Raw genomic sequence first — 22851 nt, 5'->3', positions numbered from 1 at the left:
CCGCTCCTAATGCCGATCAACCCACTTCAACCCAACCAACCCAAGCACCAGATAAACCAATCCAGGCGTAGCCGCAGTCAAAGGAGCAGGCCAGGTATTCAACGTGCCGATATGGGAGAACAAAGTATTGAACAACTGAAAACTCATCCCCAGCATGATCCCGCCGAAAACCTTCATCCCAACAACCCCAGCCCGCGTATGCAAATACGCAAACGGCAACGACAAAACCAGCATCACGAACACAGCAAACGGATACAGCAACTTGCGCCACAACGCAATTTCATACCGCTGTGTATCCTGATGATTCTCAGTCAAATGCTGGATATACCGGAACAGATTGAACATCGACATCCGATCCGGCGACACCAGCAGCACCGACAGAATCTGCGGCGTCAATTCCGAGCGCAGCGAATATTCCGGCACGGTCACTTCCTTCGCCCGATACACCGGATTCAGCGCATCGGCGGGCGTACCCGGAGGAGGCGGCACATCGATCAATTGCGTATCGGTCACGCCAGTCAACTGCCAATGACCCGGCGGCTGATACTTGCCACTCTTCGCGGTCCGCACGTTGGAGAGCCGGAACTTCGAATCGAATTCATAAATGCGCACATTGCTGATCGTCGCATCCGGCTTCAATTCGCCGACGTTCACGAAGCGCGTCACCTGCTCGCCGTCCGCGCGCGCCGTGAGCGTATCTTTCACCCACACACCGGACTCGAAGTTACTCGACACGGAAGACCCCAGCGCCTCGAGCCGCACACGCTCCGACAACTGATCCGTATAAGGCCCGACCACCTCGCCAATCAGATAGGTCAGCAAAACCAGCGGAATGCCGATCTTCAACAGCGAACGCAAAGCCTGATTCGTAGCGAGCCCGGACACGCGGAAAATCGTGTACTCGGAGTTCGCCGCCATCTGCGCGAACACATAAATCGCACTGATCAACGCCGCGACCGGAATAATTTCGTAGAAGCGCGACGGTGTTTGCAACGCAACCCGCAACACCGCGTACTGGAATTTGTAGTTGCCGTGCCCGACCGAATTCAATTCGTTGATCAGGTCAAAGAAGAAAAACAGGCCTGAAAAAGCAAACAGAATGAAGATGAACGTGAGATAGATCTGACGCGCGAAGTACCTTTCATAGATGCGCATCGGTCAGGCTCCCTGCGAACGGCTGAACATCGCTCGCGTGAAGAGCGGCCGGTTGCGTACGCGCAGCCAGAAAATAAACGTGACGATCGCCGCGACGATCACGTGCAGACCCACCAGTCCGACCGGGAACGACATCTTGCCCTGCTCGATCCACGACTGCACCACGTTCAACAGATTCGAATACGTTAGATAGATCAGCACGGCCATCACGAGATTGATGGTGCGGCTGCGCCGCGGATTCTGGTGCGCGAGCGGAATGGCCAGCAGCATCAGATTGATCGCGATGAGCGGTAGCCCCGCACGCCACGCGAATTCGGCGAGATTGTCGTTGGTGGGGTTGCGCAGCAGCGTGAGCGTGGGCGTGCCGGTCGTGCTGGGCGTATTGACGACCGGCTGGCTCTGGATCTTCACGCCATAGCGTTCGAACTCCATGATGCGGAAATCGGGCTGTCCCGGCTGGCCGTCGTAACGTCGGCCGTTTTCCAGCACCACGAAGCGATCGCCGTTCTTACGCGTTTCCGTATGGCCGGTCTTTGAGACGACCACGTTGACCTTGCCGTTCTCCGTGCTGGTCACGAACACGTTTTCCACGCGCGCCTGGTCGGGCGACATCTTCTCGATGAAGAACACGCGGTGGCTGGTGGCCGATTCGCGGAACTGCCCCGGCGCGAGCAGCGAGACCTCGTCGCGTTGCTGAAAGCGCGCGCGGATCAGCTTGCTCTGCTGGTTCGACCACGGCCAGCCGACGAACACGAAGAACATGATGAGGATGATGATCGGCGTGGCAAAAATGCCGATCGGCTTGATGAAGCGCGTCAGACTGACACCCGAAGAGAGCCACACGACCATCTCGGAGTCTTTGTACCAACGGGTCAGGACGAACAGGATCGACACGAACAGGGTCGCGACGAGCATGATCGCCAGGTAGCCGATCACGGTCAGGCCGATCAGGACCAGCACGTCGCGCGGGTCGATCTCGCCCGAGGCTGCGAAGCCGACGATGCGGATCATCATCGTCGTCAGCACGAGCGTGAGGAGAACCATGAACACGGCACCAGCCGTATACGCGAGTTCGCGCTGGAGGGAGCGTTCGAAGATCATTATTGATGATGAGAGGGGGCGCTCTCAGTGGCGCACGGGTTGCTTCCCGTCACACCTCCGGTGCAGCCGCCGCAGGAAAAATAGCGGATAATTGCGGCTTTCATCCTAAGCCCAGATTTTATCCGAGGACAAGCGCGATGGACTTTAGCATAAAAGCCTGTGATTGGACCAAAGGCTCGTCAAACGGTTTCCTGACTGGGAAATCCGATTGCATCGTAATCGGCGTGTTCGAGTCGCAAACCCTGTCGGGTGCGGCTCTCGAGATCGACGAGGCCACCCGCGGCCTGCTGACCCGCATCATCAAGGCCGGCGACATGGACGGCAAGGCCGGCACCACGCTGTTCCTGCATGAAGTGTCGGGCATCGGCGCGTCCCGCGTGCTGCTGGTCGGCCTCGGCAAGCAGGACGCTTTCAACCAGAAAGCCTACGGCGACGCCGTGCGGGCCGCCTGGCGCGCGCTGCTCGGCACCAAGATCGTCCAGGTCACCTTCACGCTGGCGCAACTGCCGATCCTCGAACGCACGGCCGATTGGGGCGTGCGCGCAGCGATCCTCGCGCTGCGCGAGCTGACCTACAAGTTCACGCAGATGAAGAGCAAGCCGGATAATTCGGTGCGCGCCTTGAAGCGCATCGTCTTCAGCGTCAACACCGGCGACGAGAAGACCGCCAAGCTGGCCGCGAAGCAGGGCGCCGCGCTCGCCAACGGCATGGACCTGACGCGCGACCTCGGCAATCTGCCGAGCAATGTCTGCACCCCCACCTACCTCGCCAACACCGCCAAGAAGCTCGCCAAAGACTGGAAGCTGAAGGTCGAAGTGCTGGGCGAAAAGCAGTGCGAAGCGCTCAAGATGGGCTCGTTCCTGTCGGTCACGGCCGGCTCGGTCGAACCGGCGCAGTTCATCGTGCTGCAGTACCAGGGCGGCGCCGCGAAAGCCGCGCCGGTGGTGCTGGTCGGCAAGGGCGTGACGTTCGACACGGGCGGCATCTCGCTGAAACCCGGCGAAGGCATGGACGAGATGAAGTACGACATGTGCGGCGCCGGTTCGGTGCTGGGCACATTGCGCGCCGTCGCCGAAATGGGCCTGAAAATCAATGTCGTCGGCATCATTCCGGCGGTTGAGAACATGCCGTCGGCCACGGCCACCAAGCCGGGCGACATCGTCACCAGCATGAAGGGCTTGACGATCGAAGTGCTCAACACGGACGCTGAAGGCCGCCTGATCCTGTGCGACGCGCTCACCTACGCTGAGCGCTTCAAGCCGGCCGCGGTGATCGACATCGCCACGCTCACGGGCGCCTGCATCATCGCGCTGGGCCATCACAACAGCGGCCTGTTCTCGAAAGACGACGCGCTGGCGGGCGAGCTGCTCGACGCATCGCGTGAAGCGTCCGACCCGGCCTGGCGCCTGCCGCTCGACGACGAGTATCAGGATCAGCTCAAGTCGAACTTCGCGGATCTGGCCAACATCGGCGGCCGTCCGGCGGGCAGCGTGACGGCGGCGTGCTTCCTGTCGCGCTTCACCGAAGCCTATCCGTGGGCGCATCTGGATATCGCGGGCACGGCGTGGAAGAGCGGTGCGGCGAAGGGTGCAACCGGCCGTCCGGTGCCATTGCTCGCGCAGTTCCTGATCGATAGGGCCGCTGACGGTCGCGCCTCACAATGACGCAATGCAGTAAAGGTGCGGGCGCGGCTGCGAATGCAGCCGCCAGGCGGAGCCGCCGATGACGAGAATCGACTTTCACTCGAACGTCGGCGATTCGCTGCTGTATGCATGCCGCCTGATCCGCAAGGCGTATCAGGCGGGCCAGCCGACCATCGTGCTGGCCGAGCCCGCGCGCCTGAAGGCCCTCGACGAACAGTTGTGGACCTTCGCGCCGCTCGAGTTCGTGCCGCACTGCATGGCGGGCACGCCGCTCGCCGCGCAAACGCCGATCGTGCTCACTTCCAGCCTCGACGATGTGCCGCATCATCAGGTGCTGCTCAATCTGGGCGCCACGGTGCCGGCGCAATTCGCGCGCTTCGAAAGATTGCTGGAAGTGGTCGGTAACGCACACGAGGAACTCGCGGCGGGCCGCGAACGCTATCGCTTCTATCGCGATCGCGGCTATGCTCTGAACAACTACAAGCAAGGCAGCTAGGTCCCATTCGGTCCGCGTCGCGTGTGTCGGGGTTCAGTCATTCGGCATGCGCGCGGGCTGCTTCAGCTTCGACTCAAACACGGAGAGTGCACGTGTCCGATCCCAACGACGATTCGATCCCGGTTCTGCACGAGGTTCTCGTGCAGGGTCATCCTGTGCAACCGCAGCAAACGTCGACCGATGCGGCCAAACTGGACGGCCCGCGCGAACCCAGTTTCAAGGCGGAGCCCGTGCTCGCGCCGCAGCCGGTGCTGACGCCGGAGCAGGTGAGGTCGGCGGAACCGGTGCTCGCGGCGCAGCCGTTGCACGCACAGGAACCGACTTTCGCAGCGCAGCCGGCGGTGGCGCCGCAACCGGCCGAGCCGCGGCAAGCGGCCGATCATCACCATCCAAAGAAGCGTTCGCGCTCGCATCAGGCCGCCGAAACGCGGCATGCGCATGACGACGCATTCGCGACGTCGGCGGGCGTGTTCGATCGGGCCGAGCCGATTACGCCGCTCGAGGCGGGCTCGACTGTACCGCCGGATATCGCGCGCGAAGGCGCGGCCGAGCCGCCTGTGGATCTCGATCTGGATGCCGACGTCATCGCCGAACGTCTGCGCCGACGCATCGCGGGTTTCCTGGCGGGCGACGGGCGCAGCGTGATCGAGGAACGTTGCCGCGAAACCTTGCACGCGCACACGGGGTGGCTCATCGACCAGATCACGCGCGAAGTGGCGCTCACGCTGGAGAATGAGATGACAAGCTGGGTGCGGGAAGCGGTGGTGGAAGAGATCGCGCGGCGCGCCTCAGGCAGCGCGTGATCTGTGAGGTGAAGCGCGGGCGCGCCAAGCGGCGCTCGCGCGCAGTGCTCCTCGCCTGAACAGGCTTATTTGAGCGTGAGCACCCAGCTTGCGAGCGTAGCTGCCTGATCGGGCGTGAGTTGCGTATTCGCGGGCATCGGCACCTCACCCCACACGCCCGTGCTGCCATCCAGAATCTTGTGCTTCAGATAAGTGGCGGCGTCTTCGCGGCCGGCATATTTCGCCGCGACATCATGCAGCGCCGGTCCCATGAAGGAACGCGTGACCGAGTGGCAACTCATGCAGTTCTGCTGCTGGGCCAGCGCGAGGCCAGCGGCCTCGGCGTGCGCCGCCGGACTGCCGGCATTCAACGCGGCGCCCAGCACGACGGCCGCTGCAAGCGCTGTGTGCGACTTTGATTTCATTCTGGTCTCCGTCGGTGCAAGCGCCCGACTTGTGGTGCCAGCATTATAAAAGGAAAGGGGCGCACGGTTTCCCATGTGCCCCTTTCGCTTTTACGTAGCTTTAGGCCTTCTCAGAGGCCGGTCGCCGCGATTCCAGGCGACTTGCGTTCACCACTCCAACCATAGCCATAGCCATAGCCGTCGCTCAGCCCGTTATCGCCCCCTTGTTGGCCGGCTGTGCCAACGCGAAGTACTTCGCCATCACGCCACGCGTGTAACGCGGCTTCGGCTGCTGCCATGCGGCGCGGCGCCGCTCCAGTTCGGCGTCGTCGATATTCAGTTGCAGCAGCAGCTTGTGCGCGTCGATCGTGATCGAGTCGCCTTCCTGCACGAACGCGATCGTGCCGCCCACGAAGGCCTCCGGCGCGACGTGACCGACCACCATGCCCCACGTGCCGCCCGAGAAGCGGCCGTCGGTGATCAGCCCGACGCTTTCGCCAAGACCCTTGCCGATGATCGCCGAGGTCGGCGCAAGCATCTCCGGCATGCCGGGGCCGCCCTTGGGGCCGAGGTAGCGCAGCACCACGACGTCGCCGGCCACGATCTTGTCGGCCAGAATCGCTTCGAGCGCGCTTTGCTCGTCGTCGAACACGCGCGCCGGGCCGGTGATAACCGGGTTCTTCAGGCCGGTGATCTTGGCGACCGCGCCATCGACGGCCAGGTTGCCCTTCAGGATCGCGAGGTGGCCTTCCTTGTAGAGCGCCTTGTCGATCGGGAAAATCACCTGCTGATCGGCGCGCGGCTTGCCCGGCACATCCTTCAACTCTTCGGCGATGGTCCGCCCGGTGATCGTGATGCAATCGCCGTGCAGCATGCCCGCGTCGAGCAGGATCTTCATGACTTGCGGAATGCCGCCCGCCTTATGCAGGTCGGTGGCCACGAACTGGCCCGACGGCTTTAGATTGCAGATCACCGGCACCTTCTTGCGCATGCGCTCGAAGTCGTCGATGCTCCACTCTACTTCGGCCGCGTGCGCGATCGCCAGGAAGTGCAGCACGGCGTTGGTCGAGCCGCCGGTGGCCATGATCACGGCCACGGCGTTTTCGATCGACTTCTTCGTGACGATGTCGCGCGGCTTCAGATCCTTCTTGACCGCTTCGACCAGCACGCGGGCCGATTCGGCCGCCGAGTCGACCTTTTCCTGATCCGGATTGGCCATCGTCGACGAATACAGCAGCGACATGCCGAGCGCCTCAAACGACGAGCTCATCGTATTGGCGGTGTACATGCCGCCGCACGAACCCGTGGACGGGCACGCGTTCTGTTCGATCCCGTCGAAATCTTCCTGCGACATCCGGCCGGCCGTGAACTCGCCCACGGCTTCGAACGACGACACGATGGTCAGGTCGGTGCCCTTCCAGTTGCCCGGCCGGATCGTGCCGCCGTACACGTAGATGCTCGGCACATTCGTGCGCAGCATGCCGATCATGCCGCCGGGCATGTTCTTGTCGCAGCCGCCGATCACGACCACGCCGTCCATCCACTGACCTTGCACGCAGGTCTCGATGCAGTCGGAGATGACTTCGCGCGACACGAGCGAGTACTTCATGCCTTCGGTGCCCATCGACATGCCGTCGGAAATGGTCGGCGTGCCGAAGATCTGCGGATTGGCGTCGGCGCCCTTGATCGCGGCGACGGCGGCATCGGCGAGACGCTGCAAGCCGGCGTTGCACGGCGTGATGGTCGAATGGCCGTTGGCGATGCCGATCATCGGCTTGTCGAAGTCGGCCTTCTCGTAGCCGAGCGCGTAGTACATCGAGCGATTCGGCGAGCGCGCCACGCCCTGCGTGATGTTCTTCGAACGACGGTTGTATGCCATGGGGAGCTCCTGTCCTTTTGTTTTGATCCGCACCGCGCCGCGGGTTTCAGTCGCGCCGGCGTGGGCTGCCGGCGGCATCCGTTCAGTGTAGACCGGCGTGCCGCGCAACGACGCAGTTTTGCGATGCGCGCGTCCAATGTATTATTCGTGGCTCATTAGGTCGTAAAATGTATCACTCATGCTGCCAGCCATTCCTGACCTGCGTCAGTTGCGCTATTTCGTGACCGTCGCCGAAGAGAAGCACTTCGGGCGCGCGGCCGTGCGCCTCTCGATGACGCAGCCGCCCTTGTCGCAAGCGATTCGCGCGCTTGAAGAGACGCTCGGCGTCGAACTGTTCGCGCGCACCAAGCGTTCCGTCGAACTGACGTCAGTGGGCGCAGATTTGCTGCCCGAGGTGCAGCGCCTGCTGGCGAGCGCCGAGGGCCTGCGACCGCTCGCGCAGAGCCTTGCGCGCGGCGAGGCGGGCGTGTTGTCGCTGGCTTTCGTGTCCACGGCTGACTACGGGCTTCTTCCGCTGTTGCTGCGCGATTTCGGCGCGCGTCATCCGCGCGTGCGGCTGGAATTGACCGAAGCCACCAGCGACATACAGGTCGACGAACTGGTGGCCGGGCGTATCGACGCGGGTCTCGTGATCGCGCCGCTGCCGTCGCGCCACGCCACCCAGCTCTCGTGGCTGCCGATCGCGCGCGAGCCGCTAGTGATCGCCATGTCGACGGAGATGGCGGCGCGCGTGGCCAGCGCCAGTGGCGACCGTGCCGACCCTCGCGCCGAATGGCTGGATACGCCGATCAGCCTGCGCGATGTCGCCGACGCGCCGCTCGTGATCTTCCCAAGACGTCTGGCGCCGGGCTTTTATGACATCATTATGGATTGCTACGGCGTGGCGGGCCTTGCGCCCCGGGTCGGCCAGGAAGCGATCCAGATGCAAACGATCGTGAGCCTCGTGTCGGCCGGCATGGGTGTCGCACTGGTGCCGCAATCGTTACGTAATCTGCGCCGCACCGGCGTGGTGTACCGGCCGCTTTCCGAGTCGGTGCCCGCGATCGAGACGGGCCTCGTCTGGCGGACCGCGGAGGTGAGCCCGGTGCTGGCGGGTTTCATCGACATCGTGCGGGCGCATGCGGCGACCGTCGAAGCGCAACAATCCGCCACGCCGCGCCTATAGACGCGTCCGCGCGAACGCATTGCCGGCCGGACCGTCCAATGCATGCACCGCAAGCTGCGGGCAGCGCCGCCCGTTACTAGACATTTCGCTTCTGAACCTGAACTGCCCATAACAACACGATGCTTATTCACCCCAATTTCGACCCCATTGCCATTCATCTGGGGCCGCTCGCCGTGCGCTGGTATGGACTGATGTACCTCGTCGCGTTCATCGCGGCGATCGTGGTCGGCCGGTTGCGGCTGCGTTTGCCGTATGTCGCCGCGCAAGGCTGGACCGCCAAGGATATCGACGACATGCTGTTTTACGGCGTGTTGGGCACGATTCTCGGCGGCCGCCTCGGCTACGTGCTGTTCTATAAGGCGAGCTTTTATTTCGCGCATCCGCTCGACATCTTCAAGGTCTGGGAAGGCGGCATGTCGTTTCACGGCGGCTTTCTCGGCGTGACGCTGGCCATGGTGCTGTTCGCGTATCAGCGCAAACGCTCGTGGCTGCAGGTCACCGACTTCGTCGCGCCGATGGTGCCGACCGGGCTCGCGGCAGGGCGTCTCGGCAATTTCATCAACGGCGAGTTGTGGGGCCGCGTGACCGATCCGTCGGCGCCGTGGGCCATGCTGTTTCCGGGCGCCGCGCCCGACGACGCCGCGTGGCTCAGCGCGCATCCGCAACTGGCCGCGCAATGGCACCTGAACGAAGTATTCGCGCAATATCACATGCTGCCGCGCCATCCGTCGGAGCTGTATGAAATCGCCCTGGAAGGCGTCGCGCTGTTCTTCGTGCTGTTCTTCTTCTCACGCAAGCCAAAGCCAATGGGCGCGATTTCCGCCGTGTTTCTGATCGGCTACGGCCTCGCGCGCTTCACGGTCGAATTCGCGCGCGAGCCGGACGACTTCCTCGGCCTGCTGGCTATGGGCTTGTCCATGGGCCAATGGCTGTCGCTGCCGATGATCGTCGTCGGTATCGGCATGCTGGTGTGGTCTTATCGCCGCGCGCGCCACGAACCGGCGCAGGCGGTCAGCGCGAACTGACCGCTACGGTTTATCGTGGCGAGTGGTCAATGAGAAAAGCCGCGCGAGCGGCTTTTCTTTTACTGCGTCGAAGCAGTGCTTCTACCACCAGGAAGCGTTATTTCATCTGCACCGAGCCGGACACATTGACGGTTACCGTCGACGTTCCGCCTTCGATCGGCACCGGTGCCGCGGCCTTTGCGTCGGCGCCCATGGCGCGCGCGCTCATCATCATCACCGGACGCGGCATCACGCCGTTGTGGCCGACGTTGACCTCGCGAATCGAATAACCGCTGTAGCCGAACGCCTGCGCGGACGAAGCGGCCTGCTCGCGGAACGACTTGATCGCTTCGCCGGTGAGCTTCTGCTCCGCCGCGCGCTGCGCTTCAGGCGAGAGCGAGAACTGCACATTGCCGACCTGCATGATCGATGCCATCTGACCCGCGAGCTTGGACACCGCGGCGAAGTCGTGCGATTCGAGTACGATCTCCGTGCGGCCGCGCCATGCGGAAATGCGCCCGTCACGGTCGGTGGACGGATAGATCGAGAACGAGCCCGTGCGCGCCGTCACGCCGCTCACACCCTTGGCTCTTTGCAGCGCCGAATCGGCGCGCTGGTTCAGCGTTGACGTGAGCGCCGACGGATCGCTCGCTTCCTGCTCGTAGAACAGCGTGATATCGACGACGTCTTGCGGCACTTCAGCGCTGGCCTGCGCGTTCAACGACAGCACGCCGGCCGGCTGATATTGGCCGGTGCTTTGCGCGCGTGCCATGGCCGGCGTCAGTGCGAGCGCGGCGGGCGCGGCGCAGACGAGGGCGAAAGCGAGTGCACGTGCGGTGTTTTTCGTCATTGTTGGACTCCTTGCTTGAACAGGTTGTGCACGATTGGTGCAACCGCCGCGCCGTGGCATGGCGTTTGCGAGATCGTTAGGCGCTTGTAACCTGAGCTTGGTTCCCGGGTTTGACGTTGCTTTAACGTTTGCGTGCGCACAAATACACGCCACGCATTCATCAGGCATGCACGATCAGGCGAGCCGCTTGGTGATGAATCGCCATTCGGCCTCGGTCACCGGTGTAATCGACAGGCGGTTGCCTTTGGCGAGCACGCGCATGTCCGCGAGTTCGTCGTGCTCGCGTAACGCGGCGAGCGGGATAAGCGGAATCTTCTTCTTGAACACCACATCGACGAGCACCCAGCGGGGCGTTTCCTGCGACGACTTCGCGTCGTAGTAGGGACTCTTCTTGTCGAACTGCGTCGGGTCGGGATACGCAGTGGACGATACCTCCGCAATGCCCGCGATGCCAGGCTCCGGACAGCTCGAGTGATAGAACAGCACACCGTCGCCGACCTGCATCATGTCGCGCATGAAATTGCGCGCCTGATAGTTGCGCACGCCGGTCCACGGCAATGTGCGATGCGGTGCCTTGGCGAGATGGTCGATGCTTGCTTCGTCCGGTTCGGACTTCATTAGCCAGTAGCGCATGAATCGAATTGAACGTTAAGGGGTTGAAGATGCGGAAGAAATCGGCCAACAAAAAACAGCGCCCAAAGAAAAACGGCACCGAACCGAAGTCCGATGCCGTTCTAAATAAGGTCCCCGCCTTAGCCGCTAGGCCGGCATCCTGAACCGGGGGTTCAGAATTGGTCGCAGTTAGCAACACTTCGGGTACATCAGACAGAGTGACGCGCACACCCGTGCTACAAATTTCCGCAACCGTGCACATGGCATTGGTTCAAGGAATATATGACCTTGGCGAACCAGGCAGGGAAGCTAAACCGATGAAGCTGAAAAACGAACTACCGATTGAACTCAAACGTTTGCTGAATCTTGCACACCTTGTGCTCACACATTCCGTTTGAATCCGCCGCCGATCTCAGGACCGGCAGCACGATAACACATGTACCTTATTGCACGCTGTACTGCTCAATCACAGTACCTAGTTGTTCGTTCATTTGATGCATTGTACGCCGGATTTCTTCAGCGGGAAATGCTTCTCCGTGTCTCACGCTCGATTGCAGTCTAAGCAGTTCCGATGCCAGCGACAGCGCAGCCATGACGGCAATGCGATCCGTGCCGCGCACGTTGCTGTTATTGCGGATCTTCGACATTTCGGCGTCGACGCGTGCAACCGCTTCGAGCAGCGCCGCTTCCGTTTGCGGCGAGCAGGCGAGGCGATAGGGCACGCCGAGAATCGATACTTCGATCTGCTTGGTGGTCATGCATTTTCTCCGTGGCGGGTCACGTCGCTCCCGGCTTCGGCTACTTGCTGAGCCGGCTCGAGCAGATCGAGCTGGTTGTCCGGCTCACTGTGCGCGCGCGCACGCGGCAGCTTCTCGAGGATCGCGTTCAGGCGCACTTGTGCGTCGTCGATCTTCGCCGAAAGCGCGTCGCGTTCCGCCTGCAGCGCGTTACGTTCCTCGCGCAGCATTGCAAGTTCCGTGCGCGTGGCTTCGGCGTCGGCGCGCGATTGCGCGAGTTGCTCTTCGAGCGCGAGTCGCGCCTCATTGTGGCGCTGGCTGATCGCGATCAGCTTGCCGATATTTTGTGAAAGTGTTTCGAGTTCGGTGAGCATCTGCTGCGTCCTCTAAAGACATCGCATTTTAGCGCGGAATGTCGCAGGTTCCGACAATTGTCTCGTTTCGAGACGTAACAACATCGCTTTGTGCAGGCTTTTTATCGACCATATGATGAAAAAGTACTCACGCGTCGGACAAGAGCCTGCACTTAACAGAACACATGGCCTGCGATCTCACCATTCTTGACGGACTCCGAGGCCGCTCCTAAACTGCCCGCACTCTGGTGCCCGCGTGCGGCTTTTTTTCAACGGCCCACGCAGTTAAACGGGAAGCAGGGCGCGCGGTTCATCTGGATTCAGCTAAACGCGCCAACCTGCGCTGCCCCCGCAACGGTAAGCGACCGCATTCGTCATGCAAGTCGATCCCGCTCGCGAGCTGGAAGTTCAACTCGCGAGTGTGCCACTGCGCGTCTCGCGTGGGAAGGCGGGATCGATGCGTCGCCAGCCCGGATACCGGCCAGAGGGAGAGGCACGTCCCGCGCGAAAATGTTAAATACGCGGGCGCCTCGTTACGCATCGGCCTGCGGGGAAGCGGGCCGCGCACGCTATCCACAGGACGTTCACCCCATGCTGTCCCCCTTCGCCCGCGCGGTGCTGCTCGCCTTTGCGAGCCTGCCGATCGTCGTGCACGCGCAAGTCGCGTCTTCATCTTCTGCTTCATCTGCTTCGTCTCCGTCGGCGGATTCTTCGAGTTCGGTGTCCTCTTCGGCGGTGCTGTCGCCCGTGGTGGTGACCGCGGATCGCGCGCCGCAAGCGCTCGCCGACACGATCCCGCAGACCTCGCTGTTCGATCAGCAGGATATCGCCGACACCACCGCGACCGATTTGCCCGGCCTCCTGCAACTCGCGCCCGGCGCGCAAATCTCGCGCACAGGTGGCCCCGGTTCGACGACGAGCCTCTTTTTGCGCGGCGCGTCGTCGACGCAATCGCTGCTGCTGATCGACGGCGTGCGCGTCGATTCGGTGAGTCTGGGTGCGTCGCAACTCGCGCAGATCCCACTCGACCAGATCGATCACGTGGAGGTGGTGAACGGCAACGTGTCGGCGTTGTACGGCTCGGGCGCGATCGGCGGTGTGGTGCAGGTGTTCACGAAAAACGGCGGCGATCACCCGCCGCGTTTCAATTTTTCGCTCGGCTACGGCAGCTATCACACGCAGACGCAGCAGGCGGGCGTGAACGGTGCATTGGACAAGGACGGCAACACGACCTTCAGCATTTCGCTCGCGCGTTCGAAGGACGACGGCTTCTCGTCGCTGAATACGAAGGAGGCGCCCAGCGCCAATCCGAACGCGAACGGCTATCTGAACGAGAGTATCTCGGCTTCGCTGCGCCACAAGTTCAACGACAAATGGGACGCCGGCGCCAGCTACTTGCAGTCGAATGGCAACAACAGCTACGACAACGCGTACGGCGTGCCGACCGATCTGAACAACCTGTATAGCAAGGTGCGCCAGGTCTCGGTGTTCGCGAACGGCAAGCTGACCGACTGGTGGACCACGCACTTCATCGTCGCAGAAGGCGACGACCGCAGCGTGTCGAACACCAACGGGGTGTACAACGGCCGCTTCGATACAGACAATCGCCAGTACACATGGCAGAACGATTTCGCGCTGGCCGCGCAGCAGAAACTGCAGGTCGGCTATGAGCATCTCGATCAAAGCCTCGATTCGGACACGTTCGCGGCGCCGGACCGTCATGTGGATTCGGGCTTCGTCGGCTATACGGGACGCTTCGGGCGCAACCAGTTTCAGGCCAACGTGCGGCGCGACCAGTATTCCGATTTCGGCGGAGCGAACAGTTACTATCTCGGCTACGGTTTCGACATCACCGGCCATTGGAAGGTGACCGCAAGCTATTCGGATTCGTTTCGCGCGCCGAGCTTTGACGATCTGTACTATCCGATCAGCGGCAATCCGGCGATCCAGCCGGAGCGCAGCCATTCGATCGAAGCCGCGCTGCAGTACGCATCGAATGCGCTCGGCGTGATGCGCCTTTCCGCATTCCAGACGCGCTATTCGAATCTGATTAACTACGAGCAGGTGACGCCCGGCATCTATCTGGCCGAGAACGTCGGCCATGCGAAGGTGCAGGGCATCGAAGGATCGTGGAGCGGCCATGTCGGCAAGACGGACGTGCGCGCGTCGCTGACGCTGCAAAATCCCGTCGACCTCGACAACGATGCCGACCTCGTGCGGCGCGCCCGGCGCTTCGGGGCGCTGACGGTGAACCGCAGCATCGCCGGGTGGCGGGTGGGCGGCGAATGGATCGTGAGCGGCCCGAGCAACGACAGCAGCGGCAAGCTGGGCGGCTATGGCGTGGTGAATCTGTCGGCGCGCTACAACATCACGAAAGCATGGTACGTGGCCGCGCAAATCCAGAATCTGTTGGACAAGGACTATGAAACGGCCTACTCGTATAACTCGCCACGGCGTGGTGCGTATCTCACGGTTGGTTGGCAGCAGCAGTGACGCTTGCGCCCTGTCGTTGAGTTCGCGCAGATGAATCGCCATTCGAGTTCGATGCCCGCGACACTGCGCGTGATGAGCGCGAAGCGCGCGGCCGCGATCTGGCTGGCGCTCGCCCTGATTGCGCTGGCGGTGCTGATGGCGTCGCTCGCGCTCGGCAGCGTATCGCTCGCGCCGATGCGCGTGCTGGCGGCGCTGATGCCGTCGCATGCGCCGTCTGTCGGCGCCGCCGACCTGACTGCGGAAATCGTCCGCACGTTGCGATTGCCGCGCGCGGTGGCCGGCTTTGCCTGCGGCGCGTTGCTCGCGTTGGCCGGCGCGTTGCTGCAGGTGCTGTTGCGCAATCCGCTGGCCGAGCCTTACGTATTGGGCGTATCGGGCGGTGCGGCGAGCTTCGCGTTGGTCGCGATGATCGCCGGTTGCGCATGGTGGATTGTCGACGCAAGCGCATTCGCCGGAGCGTTCGTGTCGATCCTGCTGGTGCTCGGCCTCGCGCGCCGCGAGTTGTGGCGCGGCGAACCGCAGGACACGTCGCCGCGTTTGCTGCTGACCGGCGCGGTGATCGCGGCGGGCTGGGGCGCGCTGATTACTTTGCTGCTCAACCTCGCGCCCGATAACCGCTTGCGCGGCATGCTGTTCTGGCTGACCGGCGACCTCAACGGCGGCGCGATGCCGTGGACGGCGCTCGTCGCGCTCGTCATCGTGCTGGTTGCGATCGTGCCCGCCGCGCCGCGTCTGAATGTGCTGCTGCGTGGCGACGCCGCCGCGCAGGCGTTAGGCGTTGCGGTGATGCCGCTGCGTCTGCGGGTGTATCTGGTGGCCTCGCTCGCGGCGGCCGCGGCGGTGACGACGGCGGGCACCATCGGCTTTGTCGGACTGGTCGTGCCGCACATGCTGCGGCTCGCGTTCGGCAACGATCAGCGCATGCTGTTGCCGGCCGCCGCACTCGGCGGCGGCGTCGCGGTGATGGGCGCGGACCTGATCGCGCGCACCGTGATCGCGCCGGCGCAGTTGCCGGTCGGCGTGATCACGTCGATCATCGGTGTGCCGGTGTTTCTGTGGATGCTGCTGCACAGGCGCCGATGATGCAAACCCGTCACGCTCCTTCTCATGAAGCGACCCTCAGCGCGCAACGTCTGACCTTGCGCGTCGGCGCGCGCACTTTGCTCGATGCCTTCACGCATACCTTCTACGCCGGCGAAATCTGGTGCATCGCCGGCCCGAACGGCGCGGGCAAGACGACTTTGCTCTCCACGCTCGCGGGTTTGCTGCAACCGTCGGCGGGACATGTCGAACTCGATTGCGTGCGCCTCGCCGACTGGCCGCCAATGCCGCTCGCGCAACGGCGCGCGCTGATGCCGCAAAGCGCGCCCGACGCATTCAGCGCGAGCGTGCTCGATATCGTGATGCTGAACCGCTTCCCGCATCTCAGCGGCTGGGGCTGGGAGCGCGAAGCCGATCGCGAAGCGGCGCACGCGGCGCTGGATCTGTTGGGACTCGCCGCATTCGCCGCGCGCGATGTGCTGTCGCTCTCGGGCGGCGAGCGGCAACGTGTGGCGCTGGCGGCGGTGCTGTGCCAAGACGCGCCGTTGCTGTTGCTCGACGAACCGTTGTCGCATCTCGATCTGCATCATCAGATCGACTGCCTCGAAGCGCTGGCCACGTGGACGCGCGAGCCTCGGCGTACAGTGATGTTTTCGTGCCACGACCTGAACCTCGCGCGCCGTTTCGCGACGCATGCGCTGCTGCTCGACGGCGCGGGCGGCGTGTATGCGGGACCGGTGCGCGACGTGCTGACGCAGACGCTGGCGAGCCGTGCATTCGGCTACCCGTTGATTCTGATTCGCGACGGCGAACACGAGGCGCTGATTCCCGCACCGCGCACGCGTCACGAATCGCCTGCCGGCCATGACACGCCGGCAAGCTGATCGCTTCATTCCAACATTCTCTTTCAGACATGCTCATGACTTCATTGCCACGCTTGCCCGGATTGCCCGAAGTCGAACCGCTCGATCAAACGCTGCGTGACGAGTTGCAGCACATTATCGATACCAAGACGAAGCCGCCCGGCAGTCTCGGCCGGCTCGAAACGCTCGCGCGTCAGATGGGCCTGATCCAGCGCACCACGCATCCCACCGTGAGGCGCCCAGCGATGATCGTGTTCGCCGGCGACCACGGCGTTGCCGAGGAGGGCGTGAGCCCTTATCCGCAAGCGGTGACCGCGCAGATGGTCGCCAACTTTCTCGCAGGCGGCGCGGCGATCAATGCGTTGAGTCGCGTCTCGGGCATCGAACTCGAAGTCGTCAACGCGGGCATTGCGACGCCGTTGCCATCCACCGCGGGTCTTATCGACATTCCGGTTATGGCCGGCACCCGCAACTTCGCGCGTGAACCGGCCATGAGCCGCGACCAGGCAATCGCCGGGATGCAGGCGGGCGCGGTGCGCGTGCGGCATCACGCGGCGCTCGGCACCAATGTGATCGGCTTCGGCGAGATGGGCATTGCAAACACCTCGGCGGCCGCGTGTCTGATGAGCCGCTTGTGCGGCGTGCCGATCGACGAATGCGTCGGCCGCGGCACGGGGCTCGACAACGCGGGGCTCGCCAGGAAGCGCAACGTGCTGGCGTCGGCGCTCGCGCGTCACCCTGTGTCCAGCGATCCGCTCGACGTGCTCGCCACTTTCGGCGGCTTCGAGATCGCGATGATGGCAGGCGCGTATCTCGCGGCCGCCGAGGCGCGCATGACGATTCTGGTCGACGGCTTCATCGGCACCTCGGCCTTGCTGATCGCCGACGCCTTCGCGCCGAGCGCGCGCGAGTACTGTGTGTTCGCGCATGCGTCGAACGAAGCGGGGCATCGGCGCATGCTCGATCATTTCGGCGCGCTGCCGTTGCTGTCGCTCGACATGCGGCTCGGCGAAGGCACCGGCGCGGCGCTCGCGGTGCCGTTATTGCGCGCGGCAACGGCGTTCGTCAACGAAATGGCGAGCTTCGAATCGGCCGGCGTCGCGAATCGCGATGCGTGAGCCGTTCGATCTTTCAGACAGAAACGCACGCCTCGCACGATCATGAATCCGCTCGCTGAACTGCGGTACTTCTTCACAGCGCTCGGCTACTTCACGCGCGTGCCCGTGCCGCGCTGGGTCGGCTATGAGCCGCACTATCTGAACGCGGCGGCGCGTTATTTTCCTCTCGTCGGCGTATTGATCGGCGTATTGAGCGCGCTGGTCTATCTCGCCGCGCTGCGTGTATTTCCCGCGGGCGTGGCGGTGCTGTTGTCGATGGCCGCGTCACTGCTCGTGACCGGCGCGTTTCACGAAGACGGCCTCGCCGATTGCGTCGATGCGTTCGGTGGCGCCTATACGCGCGAAGACGTATTGCGAATCATGCATGATTCACGCATCGGTGCTTTCGGTGCTGTCGCGCTCGTCGTCGCACTTGCGTTGAAGTGGCAAACGCTCGCCGCATTGCCGCCGATGCGCGCCGCAAGTCTGATGATTGCCGCGCACGCGGCGAGCCGCACCTGTGCGATCAGCTACCTGGCCACACTCGATTACGTGCGCGCCGAAGGCAAGGCCAAACCGGTCGCGCAGCGCCTGAGTGCCGGGGCGTTCGTGTGCGCCGCGATGTTCGGTTTGCCGTGGTTGCTGTGGCCGAATGGGCTCGCCGCGCCGGACTGGCGCTTCGCGGGTTCGGTGGTTGTGGTTCTGGTCGTGCTTCGTATCGCGATGGGACGTTATTTCGTCAGACGCATTGGCGGGTATACCGGCGACTGCCTCGGTTTCGCGCAGCAAGTTTTTGAATTGAGCATCTACCTGGTGGGGCTCGCATGGATATCGTCCTGATTCGTCATCCCGCGGTCGCGCTCGACGCGGGCGTGTGTTACGGCCACAGCGACGTGGCGCTCGCCGAAGATGCCGAGGTGTCGTCGACGACGCTTGCCCTGAAGCTCGCGACCTTGCAGGTGCCCGCGCCACGCGTGCTGATGTCGAGTCCGCTGAAGCGCTGCTCGGCGCTCGCCGCCGAGTTGGCGAACGACTTCGGCAGCGTGGTCAGTCACGACGACCGGCTGATGGAAATGGATTTCGGCAACTGGGAAGCGCAGCGCTGGGATGCCATCGATCGCGAATTGCTCGACGACTGGGCGGTCAACTTCGAACACGCGCGGGCGCATGGCGGCGAAAGCGTCGCTCAGTTCGTCGCGCGGGTACGGGCATGGCTCGACGCGTTTGCGCTCACGCGAGAGTTGTCGCCGGCTTATGTGGTCACGCATGCGGGCGTGATGCGGGCGATTGCGTCGATCGTGCTGGACGTGCCGCTGGAGCGGTGTTTGCGATGGTCGCTCGATACGACCGGGATCGTCTGGTTGCGTAGAAACGATGAAACGCAGCAGTGGGTGCTGGTGCGGTGGAATGCGTGAGGCGCGTTGCGCTTGATCGTCCTCGCGTTACTGCGCGCCAGGTTTCCTGCGTGAACGCGCCACTTCGAGGTCCTCGCACATTTGCTTCGCGCCTTGCGCAATGCGAGGCGCGGGGCGGTTGATCAGATCGCCGTCGATCGCGAAGAGGTTGTTGTTTGCCACGGCGGTCAGACTCGGCCATGCGCGCCATGTGCCGAGTTGCGGCAAGGTGGTGTCCGGTTTGGTCGCGCCCGGCGCTGCGGTGACGATTGCTTCCGGATTCGCGGCGAGCACCGCTTCCGTCGACACCGTCGGCACCAGCGGCTCGAGTCCGGCGAACACGTTGCGGCCGCCGCACAGCGCGATGACGTCGTTGACCATATGCTTGCCGTTGAGCGTCATCAACGGTTGATCCCACACCTGATAGAACACGCTGACGGGCGTCCGGCTCGCGTACTGGTTGCGCAGTTTCGCGATGTCCTGACGATAGGCGGCCGCCGCCGCATCCGCGGTCGATGACGTGCCCAACAATTGTCCGAGTTTCGTCAGCGACACGGCGACGTCATCGAGATGATGCGGCTCGCTGAAGAACAACGGAATGTGCATCTCGCGCAGGCGATCGAGCTGACGCTGCGCATTACCATGCCGCCACACCACGATCAGATCGGGTTTGAGCGCGACGATGCGTTCGAGATCGAGTGCTTTGTTATCGCCGACGCGCGGCAACTGTTTCGCCTCGGGCGGATAGTCGCTGTACGAGACGGCGCCGACCACTTTCGCGCCGCCGCCCGCGGCATACAGCAATTCGGTGACGTGCGGCGCGAGGCTGATGACGCGTTGCGCGGGAGCGGGCAGCGTGACGGTTGCGCCGGTGTCGTCGGTCACGGAGATGGCGGCGTGAGCGTGATGTGCGGTGATGAAGAGTGCGAAGGCGAGGGCGAGTCGGTTCATCGGTGAGGCTGCGGGGTACGGAATGATTGGGGGAGCGAGTTCGACTTTTTCTGAATCAACCCGCTCGTGTGGGATCGATTTCTCGTACGGCTTCGCGCATGCTTTCTTCGAAGCGTGCCCATTCAGCTTCGCTCGCGGGCAAGCCGAATCGCACGCTGCCCGACGATGTGAATAAACGCGTCCACACGCCACGTCGTGCGAGGGCTGCATGCAGAGCGGCGGCGCGTGGGTCGTCGGTCCACGCGAAAAGCGGCGTGCTGCGGGCGTTGAAACCTTGCGCATGCAACAGACCGGTCAGCCGCGCGCTTTCTGCATCGAGCCGTGTGCGCATATCACGTTGCCAGGCTTCATCGGCGAATGCGGCTTTGACGGCGTGCCGGGCTGGACCACTGACCGTCCAAGCGCCTAGCGTGACGCGCAAACTGTGGAGCAAAGCAGGCACACCGAGTACGAACCCGGCGCGTACGCCGGCGAGGCCGAAGAATTTTCCCGGCGAGCGCAACACGATCAAGCCGTCGCGATGCGTGCTCGCCGCGAGTGAGGCAGACGGCAGCGTATCGGCGAAGGCTTCATCGACCAGCAGCGTGCCGCCGCGCGCGCTCAGCTGTGCATGCCAGTGCCGCAGCCTGGCGGCGCTCAGATGCGCGCCGGTGGGATTGTTCGGATTCACGACGACTACATGCACGAGTGCTTCGGGCAACGTTTCCCGCGCGACGTCGAGCGGCATCACTTCATGGCCGCTGCGCTCGAATGCGGGCGCGTATTCGCTATACGTAAGCGGCGCAATGCCGACGCATGCGCGCGGCAGCAGCGCGGGCAGCGCGCGAATCGCCGCCTGGCTGCCCGCGACCGGCAGCACATGTGCCGCGTCGGGCGCGCCGTAATAGCGCGCGGCGCACGCGGCGAAATCGTCGCCTTCGTCGGGCAGACGGCGCCAGGCATCGGCGGGGACCGGCGGGACCGGATAGCCGTGCGGATTGATACCCGTCGACAGATCGAGCCACTGTGCGTACGGAATGTCGTAGCGCCGCGCCGCTTCGTGCAGATTGCCGCCGTGCACGACCGCATCTATCGCGGCGAATGCTTCGCCGCCCACGTGGACATTCACTGAATCAACCATGAAACGGTACGCTTAACAACGCCAGCACGATCAACACCGCAAGCCACAGAATCACCGTGCGCTCGACCAGCATCAACGCGGCGCTCACGTGACTGGCTTTCGCGGTATGCCCGAAGCCGAGCGTCGGCCGGTGTTCCAGCGCGCCGTGATACACCGCCGGCCCTCCGATCAGCACGTTCAGGCTGCCCGCGCCGGAAGCCATCACCGGCCCGGCGTTCGGGCTGTCCCACCTTGGCGCCTGCTCGCGCCAGCAGCGCCACGCGGTGCGTGTGTCGCCGAGCAACGCGTAGCTCGCGGCGGTCAGGCGCGCGGGAATCCAGTTGAGCACGTCGTCGATACGCGCGGCGGCCCAGCCGTAGCGCAAATAGCGCGGCGTGCGATAACCCCACATCGCGTCGAGCGTATTGGCGAGGCGGAACGCGAGCGCGCCCGGACCGCCCGCAATGGCGAACCAGAATAGCGCGCCGAAGATCGCGTCGTTGCCGTTTTCGAGCGCCGATTCGACGGCGGCGCGCGATAACGCACCTTCGTCGGCGTCCGCGGTTTCGCGCGAGACGATGCGCGCGGTCAGCAAACGCGCTTGCGGGAGATCACGCTGCACCAACGCCTGCGCGATCGGCGCGATGTGCTCGTGCAGACTGCGCGCGCCGAGCGCGAACCACAGCAGCAGCACATGCACCACGCAGGCCGCGTAGAACGGCAGCACGGCGACCAGGCACCATGCGATCAGCACCGGCGGCATGACCGCCAGCGACCACGCCAGCAGACCTTTAAGACGTAGGCGCCGCCCAGTGTTGTAGCGTTTTTCCAGGCGCTTCGCCCAGTTGCCGAAGCCCACCAGCGGATGCGCCGCGCGCGGCTCGCCGAACCAGCGGTCGACGGCGACGCCCGCGGTGGCCAGCGTCACGAGAAGCGGGAGCGAGAGCATTACGCGTGGCTCGCGGTTTTCAGCGCGAGCGGCAAACCGGCGACCATCATCGTGGCCTGAGTGCTCAACGCGGCGATGCGCTGGTTGAGCCGGCCGAGTTCATCGACGTAAAGACGCGTGGCCGCACCGAGCGGCACCACGCCCAGGCCGATTTCATTGCTGACCACGATGAGCTTGCCTTTGGCGTTGATGAGGGCCGCTTCGAGCGCGGCGAAGTGCGCGTGATAGCGCTCGAGCGGCAGAGCGTCGCTATCTGGCGGACACAACAGATTGGCGAGCCACAACGTGAGGCAATCGATCAGGATGCAGTGGCCGGACGCGTCGTTTTGCGTCACGGCGCCAGCGAGATCGACGCCCGCTTCGAACAGTTGCCAATGCCCCGGCCGCCGTTCGCGATGATGCGCGATGCGCGCGCGAAATTCGGCGTCGTCCGTCACGCGCGCGGTGGCGATGTAGGTGACGGGGAGAGCGCTGTCGGCGGCAAGCTGTTCGGCGTGCATGCTCTTGCCTGAGCGGGCGCCGCCGAGTACGAAGGTGAGGTCGCGGGGAGTCATCGCGTGATTGTACCGGCGTGCAGCGCGGGCCGGCGCGATGGGATAATGCCGCGTTCGACGGGTTTGGTGCGAACGACGCGAACTACGCGACGCGAGTGGCATGCATGCGTTTAGCCGCGTTCCACACCCCGCGCGCAGTGTCGCCGCGTCGCCGCTTGCTTCACTGCTTAACCCAATCGACTCACTGTTCACCGCCAAGCCCGAGATTCCGTGACCACCACTTCGACCC

General features: G+C 63.7%; 23 protein-coding genes, 1 other RNA gene and 1 riboswitch. Of the genes, 11 read left to right on the top strand and 13 right to left on the bottom strand.

All coding sequences use genetic code 11. The features are described 5' to 3' along the window. Positions 1-6: 6 nt before the first annotated feature. A complete protein-coding gene (gene lptG / locus B0G82_RS01820; RefSeq protein ID WP_116142638.1) occupies positions 7-1155 on the bottom strand; it encodes an LPS export ABC transporter permease LptG in 1149 nt (382 codons plus the stop codon). Positions 1156-1158: 3 nt separating this feature from the next. Continuing rightward, a complete protein-coding gene (gene lptF / locus B0G82_RS01815; protein ID WP_106279860.1) occupies positions 1159-2256 on the bottom strand; it encodes an LPS export ABC transporter permease LptF in 1098 nt (365 codons plus the stop codon). A 137-nt stretch (positions 2257-2393) separates the two neighbouring features. Here lptF and B0G82_RS01810 point away from each other — a divergent pair, with 137 nt between their 5' ends. From B0G82_RS01810 to B0G82_RS01800, 3 genes are all read left to right on the top strand, one after another. Then, positions 2394-3920: a leucyl aminopeptidase gene (locus tag B0G82_RS01810; RefSeq protein WP_121306477.1), complete on the top strand. Its 1527-nt coding sequence runs from the start codon at positions 2394-2396 to the stop codon at positions 3918-3920. Positions 3921-3978: 58 nt separating this feature from the next. Then, on the top strand, positions 3979-4395 hold the full coding sequence (locus B0G82_RS01805) for a DNA polymerase III subunit chi (protein ID WP_121306476.1): 417 nt from the start codon (positions 3979-3981) through the stop codon (positions 4393-4395). Positions 4396-4487: 92 nt separating this feature from the next. Next, positions 4488-5198 carry a DUF2486 family protein gene (locus B0G82_RS01800; RefSeq protein WP_116142635.1) on the top strand — a complete coding sequence of 237 codons (711 nt, stop codon included), beginning with the start codon at positions 4488-4490 and terminating at the stop codon, positions 5196-5198. A 65-nt stretch (positions 5199-5263) separates the two neighbouring features. Here B0G82_RS01800 and B0G82_RS01795 read toward each other — a convergent pair whose 3' ends face one another. Together B0G82_RS01795 and ilvD are read right to left on the bottom strand one after the other, a co-directional pair. Further along, complete coding sequence (locus tag B0G82_RS01795; protein WP_116142634.1) at positions 5264-5602, bottom strand: c-type cytochrome; 339 nt, start codon at positions 5600-5602, stop codon at positions 5264-5266. A gap of 184 nt (positions 5603-5786) precedes the next feature. Next, entirely contained in the window at positions 5787-7460 is a 1674-nt protein-coding gene (ilvD, locus tag B0G82_RS01790) for a dihydroxy-acid dehydratase (protein WP_121306475.1), read from the bottom strand. Positions 7461-7638: 178 nt separating this feature from the next. Between ilvD and B0G82_RS01785 the strand changes: the two genes are divergently transcribed. Together B0G82_RS01785 and lgt are read left to right on the top strand one after the other, a co-directional pair. Further along, the gene (locus B0G82_RS01785; protein WP_121306474.1) at positions 7639-8625 is read left to right on the top strand and encodes a LysR family transcriptional regulator; all 987 of its coding nucleotides are present in this window, start codon (positions 7639-7641) and stop codon (positions 8623-8625) included. A 119-nt stretch (positions 8626-8744) separates the two neighbouring features. Beyond that, the gene (gene lgt / locus B0G82_RS01780) at positions 8745-9650 is read left to right on the top strand and encodes a prolipoprotein diacylglyceryl transferase (RefSeq protein ID WP_121306473.1); all 906 of its coding nucleotides are present in this window, start codon (positions 8745-8747) and stop codon (positions 9648-9650) included. A gap of 97 nt (positions 9651-9747) precedes the next feature. Here the strand turns inward: lgt and B0G82_RS01775 are convergent, their stop codons facing one another. The 5 genes from B0G82_RS01775 to B0G82_RS01755 all read right to left on the bottom strand — a co-directional run bounded on the left by B0G82_RS01775 (position 9748) and on the right by B0G82_RS01755 (position 12202). After that, positions 9748-10479 carry an SIMPL domain-containing protein gene (locus B0G82_RS01775; protein WP_116142630.1) on the bottom strand — a complete coding sequence of 244 codons (732 nt, stop codon included), beginning with the start codon at positions 10477-10479 and terminating at the stop codon, positions 9748-9750. 174 nt (positions 10480-10653) lie between these two features. Beyond that, positions 10654-11112, bottom strand: a complete 459-nt coding sequence (locus tag B0G82_RS01770; protein WP_116142629.1) for an EVE domain-containing protein — start codon at positions 11110-11112, stop codon at positions 10654-10656. Between the two features lie 107 nt (positions 11113-11219). After that, a non-coding RNA gene (gene ssrS, locus B0G82_RS01765) (6S RNA) lies at positions 11220-11401 on the bottom strand. Between the two features lie 133 nt (positions 11402-11534). After that, positions 11535-11849 (bottom strand): cell division protein ZapA, encoded by a 315-nt coding sequence (locus B0G82_RS01760; protein WP_121306472.1) that lies wholly within the window; start codon positions 11847-11849, stop codon positions 11535-11537. Further along, on the bottom strand, positions 11846-12202 hold the full coding sequence (locus B0G82_RS01755; RefSeq protein WP_106279879.1) for an ATPase: 357 nt from the start codon (positions 12200-12202) through the stop codon (positions 11846-11848). The genes B0G82_RS01760 and B0G82_RS01755 overlap by 4 nt, the downstream gene beginning before the upstream one ends. Before the next feature lie 208 nt (positions 12203-12410). Next, a riboswitch (cobalamin riboswitch) is annotated at positions 12411-12682 on the top strand. Between the two features lie 90 nt (positions 12683-12772). On the opposite strand from B0G82_RS01755, the gene B0G82_RS01750 reads away from it, so the two are divergent. Genes B0G82_RS01750 through cobC form a run of 6 tightly spaced genes read left to right on the top strand, consistent with a single transcriptional unit; the run spans position 12773 to position 19090 of the window. Beyond that, positions 12773-14674: a TonB-dependent receptor gene (locus B0G82_RS01750; protein WP_121306471.1), complete on the top strand. Its 1902-nt coding sequence runs from the start codon at positions 12773-12775 to the stop codon at positions 14672-14674. A 30-nt stretch (positions 14675-14704) separates the two neighbouring features. Then, the gene (locus B0G82_RS01745) at positions 14705-15757 is read left to right on the top strand and encodes an iron ABC transporter permease (protein ID WP_121306470.1); all 1053 of its coding nucleotides are present in this window, start codon (positions 14705-14707) and stop codon (positions 15755-15757) included. Further along, the gene (locus B0G82_RS01740) at positions 15757-16599 is read left to right on the top strand and encodes an ABC transporter ATP-binding protein (RefSeq protein WP_121306469.1); all 843 of its coding nucleotides are present in this window, start codon (positions 15757-15759) and stop codon (positions 16597-16599) included. The genes B0G82_RS01745 and B0G82_RS01740 overlap by 1 nt, the downstream gene beginning before the upstream one ends. 35 nt (positions 16600-16634) lie before the next feature. Further along, positions 16635-17696 carry a nicotinate-nucleotide--dimethylbenzimidazole phosphoribosyltransferase gene (gene cobT, locus B0G82_RS01735; RefSeq protein ID WP_121308583.1) on the top strand — a complete coding sequence of 354 codons (1062 nt, stop codon included), beginning with the start codon at positions 16635-16637 and terminating at the stop codon, positions 17694-17696. A 42-nt stretch (positions 17697-17738) separates the two neighbouring features. After that, positions 17739-18515 (top strand): adenosylcobinamide-GDP ribazoletransferase, encoded by a 777-nt coding sequence (locus B0G82_RS01730; protein WP_121306468.1) that lies wholly within the window; start codon positions 17739-17741, stop codon positions 18513-18515. Beyond that, positions 18500-19090 carry an alpha-ribazole phosphatase gene (gene cobC / locus B0G82_RS01725; protein WP_106279891.1) on the top strand — a complete coding sequence of 197 codons (591 nt, stop codon included), beginning with the start codon at positions 18500-18502 and terminating at the stop codon, positions 19088-19090. The genes B0G82_RS01730 and cobC overlap by 16 nt, the downstream gene beginning before the upstream one ends. A 27-nt stretch (positions 19091-19117) precedes the next feature. On the opposite strand, the gene B0G82_RS01720 is transcribed toward cobC, so the two are convergent. From B0G82_RS01720 to cobU, 4 genes are read right to left on the bottom strand one after another with little or no spacing between them, the layout of a single operon-like run. Next, positions 19118-20020 carry a cobalamin-binding protein gene (locus tag B0G82_RS01720; protein WP_121306467.1) on the bottom strand — a complete coding sequence of 301 codons (903 nt, stop codon included), beginning with the start codon at positions 20018-20020 and terminating at the stop codon, positions 19118-19120. 55 nt (positions 20021-20075) lie between these two features. After that, positions 20076-21140, bottom strand: coding sequence for a threonine-phosphate decarboxylase CobD (gene cobD / locus B0G82_RS01715; RefSeq protein WP_121306466.1), 1065 nt, complete (start codon positions 21138-21140; stop codon positions 20076-20078). After that, the gene (gene cbiB, locus B0G82_RS01710; RefSeq protein ID WP_121306465.1) at positions 21133-22068 is read right to left on the bottom strand and encodes an adenosylcobinamide-phosphate synthase CbiB; all 936 of its coding nucleotides are present in this window, start codon (positions 22066-22068) and stop codon (positions 21133-21135) included. The genes cobD and cbiB overlap by 8 nt, the downstream gene beginning before the upstream one ends. Beyond that, positions 22068-22622: a bifunctional adenosylcobinamide kinase/adenosylcobinamide-phosphate guanylyltransferase gene (gene cobU, locus B0G82_RS01705; RefSeq protein WP_121308582.1), complete on the bottom strand. Its 555-nt coding sequence runs from the start codon at positions 22620-22622 to the stop codon at positions 22068-22070. Before cobU ends, cbiB begins: the two co-directional genes overlap by 1 nt. Positions 22623-22851: the final 229 nt, after the last annotated feature.

The sequence above is a fragment of the Paraburkholderia sp. BL17N1 genome (genome assembly GCF_003634175.1).
Classification (GTDB): domain Bacteria; phylum Pseudomonadota; class Gammaproteobacteria; order Burkholderiales; family Burkholderiaceae; genus Paraburkholderia.
The sequence above is the reverse complement of the archived record's forward strand: the minus strand, read 5'-3'. Positions and strand labels throughout refer to the sequence as shown.